We start from the raw sequence: 9,208 nt of genomic DNA, 5'->3' as shown, positions 1-9,208 counted from the left end.
GGTTCACCCCGATCGTCATCGAGGGGACCATCGTCGAGTCCCGCGACCTCACCGAGCCGCTCGACGCCGGGCCGGTCGATGCCGGGCCGCCGGTCTCCGCCGGTCCCGGTCCGCTCGGGCCCGACGACTCCGGCCCACCTGTCCCCAACTCGCCCGGCGCCGCGCCGGCGGGCGGATCGGCCGGCGCCGGATCCGGGCCGTCCGCCGCCGGACCGGCGGCACCGCCGAGCGCCGGGGTGACGGCTCCTCCGGCCTGGTCGGCGCGACCGGTGGGCACCGGCGTTCCGGGGCCGGAACGAGTGGCCGAGCGGCCCGGGTCGACCGGTGCGGCCGGGCTCGGACCGGCCGGTGCCGAGCCGCTGCCGGGCGTCCCGTCCGTGGGGTCGCCGGGCGGGCAGGCCGGCGGCGATGAGCCGGAAGCAGCGTCCCCGGCCCCGGCTGACCGCCGGAGCGCCGGTTGGCTCCCGAGCCAGCCGGTGTCGGCCGATCCGCCGCCGGCCGGGAACATCCCGACCCGGTCGTCGCCGGACGCGGCGACGGCTGACCGGCGGACCGCCGGTTGGCTTCCGAATCAGGGTGACCCGCAGGCGGCGGGAACGATCCCGGCCGAGCATTCCGCCTGGATCCCGGCCCGGGCCGGGGCTGGGACGCCCCAGGCCGGTGCCGCGCCCGAGGTGGCGCCGGCAGCCGGGTCGGCGGCGGAGAACGCCTCCGACCTCGCGGACACCGGCCCGCTGTGGACGGTGCCCGACCCCGTCGCCACCCCGCCGGCCGCCGGGACCCCGGCCACCGAGCAGGGCGGCGATCCGGTGTCCGCCAACCACACCGACGCTCCGACCGGTGGACCGGACACAGACCCCTGGACCGGTGGACCGGACACCGACGCTCCGACGGTGGGGTCGGGTGTCGATCCCCGGGACGCCGGCACCGGCGGGAGCACGCCAGCCGCCGAGCCGCCGCCGAGTCAGGCCGCCGAGCCGCCTTCCGCGCCGGCCGCCGAGCCGCCTTCCGCGCCGGCCGCCGAGTTCCAGCCGGCGAACCCGGTCGAGGAGGATCTGCTCGACGCGGCCGGGGCGGGCAGCACCGACACCTTCCTCTCCACGTTGCTGCTGGCCCGGGTCCTGCTGCCGGTGTCGCCGGAGTCCGCGCCGGGCAGCCGGCCCGGCGAGCCCGGCTTCGTGTGGCGTACCGAGGAGTTGGACGGGGAGACCTTCGTCGTGGTCTACACCTCTCCGGAGCGGCTCGCCGACCACACCGACGCACCGGTCGAGACGGTCCGGGTCCGGTTCGTCCAGCTGATCCGGCGCTGGCCGGACGAGGCGTGGTCGTTCGTTGTCAACCCGGGCACCCCGGTCGGCGCCAAGCTGCCCGGTGAGCAGATCGTCGGGCTGGCCAACTGGGCCGCCGAGGTGGGGCTCGGCGACGACGCCGACAACGAGCCCGAGGCGCCGACGGCTCCGGAGGTGGCCGAGCGCCCCCGGTACACCCCGCCCGCGGCGGACCCGGCCCGTCCGGTCGTCATGCAGAAGGCGGTCGCCCCCAGCCAGCTCGGCTACTACCTTGAGCGCGGCTACGACCGGGTCTCCGGGTTCGTGCACCGGGCCAGCGAGCTGGCCCACCTGACCACGCCGGCCCAGCTGTACGAGGCCCTCGGCCTGGGCTATCCCGACTCGCCGTTCGCCCGCAACGCCGAGGAGATCTACCTGCTGCGCTGGCCGGCGTACCGGCCCAGCCTCTACCGGATTCCCTACGGCGGGCAGAACGAGGCCGCCATGCGGGCCATGGAGGGCTGGGTCATCGAACGCGCGCCGTTCCGGGGCAACGGCTTCGCCCCGGGCGAGAGCAGTGACGTGGTGGCGGAGTTCAAGGTGGACAGCGCCCGGCTGCCGCACGGCGCGCAGCTGTGGCGGATCGGCGCGGACGGCACCGAACGGATGGTCGCCGTGCTCGACACCGACGCGCTGCTCTGGCGCCGGGTGGACGCGCCGTGATCCGGGACGGCTACGTGGCCCGGTGGCGCGGGCGGGAGTACCAGGCCAGCCCGGACGGCGACGACATCCGGCTCTACCAGCCCGAACCAGGCGAGGGTTTCCAGGAGGTACGCCCCGGCCGGTACGTCCGGGTGCTGCCGGCCACCGAGGTGGAGGACCTGGCGTACGTGCGGACCACCTGCACCTGGCAGGGGCAGCCGTTCATCGTGCTCGGCGAGCACGACGGCTGGCTGCGGGTCGAGTACACCGGCGGGCGCTGGCCGGTCGCCCGGGCGATGGGGCTGGAGGTGTTCGACTTCGGCGTCTACCAGGGCTGGGCGCCCGCCGCCGAGGTCGCCGACCTGCGCGAGCAGCGGGTCTGAGTCAGGACTTCGCCCAGCGCAGGATCTCGCCGAGCACCACCTCCGGCGCCTCCACGTGCGGGAAGTGGCCCACGTCGTCGAGCAGCCGCCACTCGTACGGCGCCACCACGTACCGGCCGGAACCCTGGGCGGTACGCGGCAGCGAGGCCCGGTCGAGCGCGCCGTGCAGTTGCAGGGTCGGGGTGATCAGCGGTTTCTGCATCAGCCGGACGAACCGGTAGCCGTGCAGGCGCAGCACCGAGCGGAACGCCCAGCGGTAGCCCTCCAGCGCGCAGAACGCGGCCTGCGGAATCCGCATCGCCTCCCGGCAGCGCCGCGCGTACGCCTCGAAGTCCGGCCCGGACACCCAGCGCTGGCCGCCCCAGCGGCGCAGCATCTCCTCGACCGCCGCGGCACCGTCCCGGGTGAGCACGTGCTCGTAGCGGGGCAGCTGGAACTTCAGGGTCGGGGTGGACGCGGCGAACTGCCCGCGCGGGTCGGCGAAGATGGCGGCCCGCAGCCGCAGCGGGTGCGGCGCGCCGAGCACCACCAGCCGCCGGACCAGGGCGGGGTGGAAGGAGGCCACGGTCCAGCCGATCAGGCCGCCGGCGCCGGTGCCGACCACGGTGGCGGAGCGTTCGCCGAGCGCGCGGATCAGCCCGGCGACGTCGGCGGCCAGCGTGTAGCCGTCGTACCCCCGGGGTGGCTTGTCGCTGGCGCCGTAGCCGCGCAGGTCGACGGCGACGGCGCGGAAGCCGGCGTCGGCGACCGCCGGCAGCATCTCGTGCCAGGCCCACCAGTGCTCGGGGAAGCCGTGCAGGAAGAGCACCATCGGCCCGGCGCCGGCCTCGACCACGTGGAACCGGCTGCCGTTCGCCCCGACGAACCGGTGCGTCCACGGCCCTTCGGTGAGGACGCAGGACTCGTCGACGGGCCCGTCGTGCTGCTCGGTCATGGCAGACAGCCTAGGACCCCGGTGCCGGCCGGCCCGTCCGCCGGCCCGGCGGGTGGTCGGGATCGCTGGTTCCCGGTCAGCCGACCGGGCTGATCTTGATGATGCTGGCCGGGGTGCCCGGGCCGCAGTCGGCCGCCGGATCGGCGGGGCCGACGGTCACCCGGACCCAGCTGCCGGTGGCGAAGCTGCCCTTGCCGACGCCGTGCAGCGCGTACTCGCGGCCGTCGTCGGTGACCAGGCCGTAGCAGGGCCCGGTGCCGCCCCGGGTGATCCGGCCGGCGAGGATGTTCGCCTTGCGCAGGTCGGTGGGCTGGCTGGGGGGCGCGGTCGGCGGGCCCATGGTGGGCAGGTCGGTCGTCGCGCGGAAGGGCCGTCCCGAGGGCGCCGCCGCGGTGGGGCCGGTGGGCGGCGTCGGGGTGGCGTCGGCGGACGTCCGGTCCGGTTCCGTCGGGGCGGCCGACGGCGTGGGTTCCGTGGGCACGGCACTTCCCTCCTGCGAGCCGGCGCAGCCGGCCAGGGCGAGGACGGCGGCCAGGCCGGCGACGGTGGTACGGGTTGCGCGACGCACGTGAATCGGACGCGCCGGCGCGGTGGTGGGTTCCCGCCGCGGCACCCCCGGAAACCGCCTCTGCAAAGGGCGATGCCCGGGCACGTGGCCTGCCCGGGCATCGCGTGGTGGTGCGGAATCAGCGAATCAGGAGATCCGGATCTTGGTGTAGTTGCCGTCCTCCTCCAGCACGCGGATCTTGACACCGACGGCCGGGAGCTTGACGCCGTGGTTCGGCAGCTCCGCGTACCAGTACTGCTTGGTGTCGTCGAACAGCGGCTGCGCGGCCTGGCCACGGATGTACTGCGGCTGGCTGTTGAGGTGCAGCGTGAAGGAGTCCGCCTTCCGCAGGCCGAACGGCGCGTCGTAGACCTGGACGCGGGCCCGCCAGGCCTGCCCGGTGAGGTTGTAGATCGGCCGCGGGTGCGCGTCGATGTACAGGTTGCGGCCCTCACCCGGGTGCTCGAAGGTGTCGTTGTCCGCGTACCGGGTGTTCCAGTACGAGATCAGCAGGCCCTCCTGGTACGCGTAGTGGTCCACCCAGTCCGGGCGGGTGTTCGCGTAGCCGAAGAAGTACGGACCGGTCTTCAGGTACTTGTCGTAGGAGATGTAGTGCCGGGCACCGGCGATGTAGAAGTTGTCGAACGCCCGGGTGTAGGTCTCCTCGGCGATCTCGAAGCCACCGGCGAGCGTCCAGCCCTCGGCGCCGGTCTCGGCACCGTCGGAGAGGACGGTCTGGCCGTCGGCGGTCACGGTGATGGCATCACCGTAGAAGCCACCGTCGGAGACACCACCGTCGGTCTGGTAGCGCAGCCGGAACTGCGCGGCCTGGCCGGCCACCGCGTCGAGCGGGATGTTGATGTCGACCCACTGGCCGTCGCTGCTGCCGTCCAGGGCGAAGCGTCCGGGCGAGATCTCCTTGAGCGGCTGGCCGTTGGCCGTGCCGGGCAGCGGGGTCCAGTTCTGACCCCCGTCGACCGACGCCTCGAAGAACATGTAGTCGAAGTCGGCCTCGATGTTGTAGCGGCCCTTCATGGACAGCGCCGCCGACGACTTCCCGGTCAGGTCGAGCGTCCGGGTCATCGTGCTGTTGAGGTCGTCCTCGTTACCCGAGAAGAACTGCTTGGTGCCCTCGAACGGCTTGCCGTTGTCGAAGGTGTAGTCCCGCGGCGGGAGCACCACCACGACGGCCTGCGCCTCCTTGGAGGTGTACTCCTGCGGGCCGAGGGTCATGGTGCGCTTCTGCCCCGCGACGACCACCTCGTAGTCGAGCCAGCCGAGCTGGAGCTTGTTCCACGCACCCAGGTCACCACCGCGCTCGCCGATGCCGCCGTCGTTCTTGCCGCCGAGCCGGCTCTGGGCCATCAGGGTCCAGTGCTCGTTGTTGTTGTCGCCACCGTTGATGTTGTTGTAGTCGTCCGGCAGACCGAGGTCGTGGCCGTACTCGTGGTAGAAGACGCTCCGGCCGCCGTTCTCCGGCTGGATGGTGTAGTCACCGATCCAGATGCCGGTGTTGCCGATCTGGGTGCCGCCGGCCGGGAAGTTCGGCGGGCCGGTCCGACCCTGGTCGGAGGCGAAGGCGTACCAGCGGTGGCTCCAGATGGCGTCCTCGCCCTGGTGCGGGTCACCGTCGGCCTCGTCGCCGCCGGAGTGGACGATCTGGAAGTGGTCGATGTAGCCGTCCGACTCGTTGAAGTTGCCGTCCGAGTCGTGGTCGTACCGGTCCCACTGGTCCATCGCCCGGACGTCCGCGGCGATCTGCTCGTCGGTGCGGCCGGCCGCCTTCTGGTCGGCGACCCACTGGTTGGCGGCGTCGCGGACCAGCGCCCAGGTGTTGGTGCAGACGTTCGAGGCGCACGGGAAGCCGCCGGAGCGGCCGTACCGGGCCTCGTTGTACTGGACCTTCACCCAGTCGGTGACCGTGCCCTCGACGCTGTAGCGACCCGAGGACTGGGCCTCGTAGTACTGCTTCAGCGACTCGTCACCGGGCGCGGTGCCGAAGTAGAGCTTGCGGTAGTGGTCCGCGTTGTAGTCCGGCTGCCAGACGGTGGAGTTGTCCACCGCCCGGTTGGGCGCCGGGATCTCGTTGTGCAGCGGCCCGTCGAACCGGGTCGGGCCCGGCGTGTCCGGGTCGGTGTCCTGGTCCGGGTAGCTCGGGTGCCGCTCGTTGCCGAACTCGGCCAGGATCACGAAGATCCGGTCGGTCTTCTCCCGGGAGAGCTCGACGTACTGGTCCTCGGTCTGGTCGGCGCCGCCCCGGGCGGAGCGGGCGGTAGCCCCCTCGGCCTGGGTCTTGCCGACCTTGACCACCGTGCTGCCGTTGACTCGCTGTGCCTTGGCCTTGCCGGCGAGGACCTTGCTCAGGCCCTCCTGGCGCAGGGCGCGGCGCTTGTCCTCGAGCGGGTTCGGCAGGTCGTGGTCGACATGGGCGGGCTCGGCAACCGACGGAGCGGCCGTCGGCAGCTTCGGCTGCGGCGCGGCGCTGGCCGACGTGGTGAACGCCAGCCCCGACGCTGTCAGCCCAAGCCCGAGCAGACCCACTGCGACTTTGCGCACGTGGTACCTCCGGTGTGAGGGAACCGGCCCTACGGGGGTACGGGCCGGTGGAAATCGATCCCACTAGTGGGACCAATGGTGAACATAGACACTGGTGGGACCGGTGGGAAGACGCGTGCGTCGATTTGTTGCAAGATTTTGGTGGGAACGCTTCCCACTGTCACATCCCGGACTTTCGCCCTCGGTCGTGAACAGTGTGGACGGACGGCACGCAGTGCCAAGCGACACCTTTCGATCAATTCGTTCGGGTACGCAAAGAATGGGGCCGGTGGCGTCGCCGCCACCGGCCCCACGGGTGTCGCTGTCGTCAGTTGCTGACCCGGACCACCATGTCGTCGGTCGGGTTGGTGCCCTGCTGGACGATCTCGATGCGGGTGCCGCTACCGGCCACCTTCACCGAGTTCCACGGGTTGCTGCCGCTCCAGTACTTGTTCGGCCCGTTGTCGATGAACACCGGGTTCGGGTCCATCGCCGGGACGGTGACCGGCACCCCGTTGACGTGGAACGTCTGGGCCGGCTTGCCGAACTTGCTGAAGGTGCCGTCGTAACCGTTGCGGCGGTTGCTGATCGTGCCCTGGCCAACCTTGATGACGCCCGGCCGCACGTCCACCGGGAGGTTCAGGCCGTAGCCCGGGTGCTCCGAGGTGTTGTTGTCGCCGTACGCGTAGTTGACGTACCAGACCAGCATGCCCGGGTGGTTGGCGAACCGCTCGACGAAGTTCGGCCGGGTGTTGCCGAAGCCGAAGTTGTAGCCGCCGGTGCGCAGGGTGTCGTCGTACCCGTAGTAGCTGCGGTTCTCCGCGATGTAGAACCGCGGGTACGAGTCGGTGACCGAGCCGGTCATCCGGGTGAAGCCCTTCGCGGTCCACTCCGCGGCCAGCGTCTCGGCGTCGTCGGTCCAGACGGTGGCGCCGTTGGCGACCAGCGAGACGTTGTCCAGGAACGCGCCGGCGAGGTGCACGCCGCCGTCGGTCTGGTAGCGGTAGCGGAACAGCACGCTCTGCCCGGCGTACGCGGACAGGTCGTAGCCCAGGTCGACCCAGTTGCCGCTGGTCGAGCCGTCGACCCCGGTCTCCCCGGCGTCGATCGACGAGTTGCTCAGCGGGGTCCAGCTGGACCCGCCGTTGGTGGACACCTCGGCGTAGAGGTAGTCGTAGTCCTCTTCGATGTCGTACCAGGCCTTCGCGGTGATCGACGCGGAGGTCGCACCGGTCAGGTCCAGCTGACGGGTCAGCGTGGTGTTCAGGTCGTCGGCGCTGCCGCCCCACCACTCGTACGACCCGCCGAACGGCGTGTTGTAGTTCGTGGTCTGGGTCTGCGCGGGCAGGTTGACCACGACCGCCTGGGCCTTCGGCCCGTCGCTGTCACCGGCCGGCCCGAGCGTCACCTGGGTGGTGCCGCTGTCCTCCTCGACCACGGTGTAGTTCAGCCAGCCGAGGTAGAGCTTCGACCACGGGTCCATGTAGCCCGGGGTCGACCCGATGTCGTCGGTGCCGTGGCTCAGCCACGAACCCGAGGCCATCAGGCTCCAGAAGCCCACGCCGTTGTCGCCACCGGCGGTGTCGTAGAGGTCCGGCAGACCGAGGTCGTGGCCGTACTCGTGGGCGAACACGCCCAGCCCGCCGTTCTCCGGCTCCGTGGTGTAGTCCCGGATCCAGATGCCGGTGTCGCCGATCTGCACGCCGCCGGCCTTGTTCTCGCCCGGACCGGCGCTGCCCGCGAGGTTCGGGAACGCGGCCCAGCGGTGCGACCAGATGGCGTCCTCGCCCTGGGCACCGCCGCCGGCCTCCTCGCCCTCACCGGCGTGCACCGCCTGGAAGTGGTCGATGTAGCCGTCGGGCTCGTTGAAGTCGCCGTCGCCGTCGAAGTCGTACCGGTCCCAGATGTCGAACTGGGTCAGGTACTGCTTGATCTCCGCGCTGGTCTTGCCGGCGGCGACCTGGGACTCGTACCAGGCGGTGGCGCTGTCCTTGACGAAGTTCCAGTAGCCGTCCGCCTCGGAGATGGCGTTGCTGCCGTACCGGGCCTCGTTGTAGGGGACCTGCACCCAGTCGGTGACGTCGCCGCTGACCGTGTAGCGGCCACCGGACTGCTTCAGGTAGAAGTCCCGCATCGACTCACCCGGACCGTAGAACATGTCCAGGTAGTGGGCCCGGTCGAAGTTCGGCCGCCACAGGGTGCTGTTGTCGTCCGTGGCGTTGCCGTCCCAGTTCCGGTCCGGCTCGGCGATCTGGTTGGCCACCGGGCCGGCAGCTCCACCGGTCCGGGGGTCGATCTGGTCGCCGAAGTTGACCAGCATTGTGAAGATCGGGTCGGTCTTCGGCGCCTGCTGGTACTCGACGAACAGGTCGTCCTTGACCTGGATGACCTTGGAACCGTTGCGCGTCTGCAGCTTGGCCTTGCCGGAGAGCAGGTCGGCGATGGCCTGCTTCCGGACCTCCCGGTGCTGATCCGCCATCGGATCGGGGAGGTTGTCCTTGCCGTGCTTCGCCTTGTCGGAACCGGGGGGCGGGCCCGCGGCCGGAGCGCCGGAGGCCGGCGTCGACACGACTCCCGCCGCCAGCAGCGCGGCCGTGGCGGTGGCCAGGCCGGCTGTGACTCGTCTCCTCAAAGGTCCTCCTCCTTTGTGGATCTGTTACATGACGGGCGCGGCCAAGGCCGTGACTGTCATGTGATGCGTCACTCACCCTTAGCTTGTCGTTTAACCCGTGCGCCGTTTACGTGCGGTGATGCTCCGGTCACGTTTGATCGTTTTGCCGACGTCGTGGCGGGGCGCCGGCCTGCGGTTGGTGGAGCCGGGTGGGCGTCCGGGGCCTGG

At 71.4% G+C, this 9,208-nt stretch carries 6 protein-coding genes; 2 read left to right on the top strand and 4 right to left on the bottom strand.

From position 1 onward, the window contains the following. Together DLJ47_RS30120 and DLJ47_RS30115 are read left to right on the top strand one after the other, a co-directional pair. The coding region (locus DLJ47_RS30120) for an SseB family protein (RefSeq protein ID WP_233258093.1) at positions 1 to 1,991 on the top strand (1,991 nt) is incomplete at its 5' end. After that, on the top strand, positions 1,988 to 2,353 hold the full coding sequence (locus tag DLJ47_RS30115; RefSeq protein WP_088997046.1) for a hypothetical protein: 366 nt from the start codon (positions 1,988 to 1,990) through the stop codon (positions 2,351 to 2,353). The genes DLJ47_RS30120 and DLJ47_RS30115, both read left to right, overlap by 4 nt. A 1-nt stretch (position 2,354) precedes the next feature. Here DLJ47_RS30115 and DLJ47_RS30110 read toward each other — a convergent pair whose 3' ends face one another. From DLJ47_RS30110 to DLJ47_RS30095, 4 genes are all read right to left on the bottom strand, one after another. Further along, entirely contained in the window at positions 2,355 to 3,287 is a 933-nt protein-coding gene (locus DLJ47_RS30110) for an alpha/beta fold hydrolase (RefSeq protein ID WP_109905065.1), read from the bottom strand. A gap of 76 nt (positions 3,288 to 3,363) precedes the next feature. After that, positions 3,364 to 3,855 carry a hypothetical protein gene (locus tag DLJ47_RS30105; RefSeq protein WP_109905063.1) on the bottom strand — a complete coding sequence of 164 codons (492 nt, stop codon included), beginning with the start codon at positions 3,853 to 3,855 and terminating at the stop codon, positions 3,364 to 3,366. Positions 3,856 to 3,981: 126 nt separating this feature from the next. Then, positions 3,982 to 6,375, bottom strand: a complete 2,394-nt coding sequence (locus DLJ47_RS30100; protein ID WP_109905061.1) for an immune inhibitor A domain-containing protein — start codon at positions 6,373 to 6,375, stop codon at positions 3,982 to 3,984. A gap of 322 nt (positions 6,376 to 6,697) precedes the next feature. Continuing rightward, a complete protein-coding gene (locus DLJ47_RS30095) occupies positions 6,698 to 9,001 on the bottom strand; it encodes an immune inhibitor A domain-containing protein (RefSeq protein ID WP_199236065.1) in 2,304 nt (767 codons plus the stop codon). Positions 9,002 to 9,208: the final 207 nt, after the last annotated feature.

Source organism: Micromonospora sp. S4605 (genome assembly GCF_003176715.1).
In the GTDB taxonomy this organism is placed as follows: Bacteria; Actinomycetota; Actinomycetes; order Mycobacteriales; family Micromonosporaceae; genus Micromonospora; species Micromonospora echinaurantiaca.
The sequence above is the reverse complement of the archived record's forward strand: the minus strand, read 5'-3'. Positions and strand labels throughout refer to the sequence as shown.

Coding starts and splice junctions, on each gene's coding strand:
- DLJ47_RS30110 (WP_109905065.1), bottom strand. CDS start 3,287: ATGACCGAGCAGCACGACGGGCCCGTCGACGAGTCCTGCGTCCTCACC.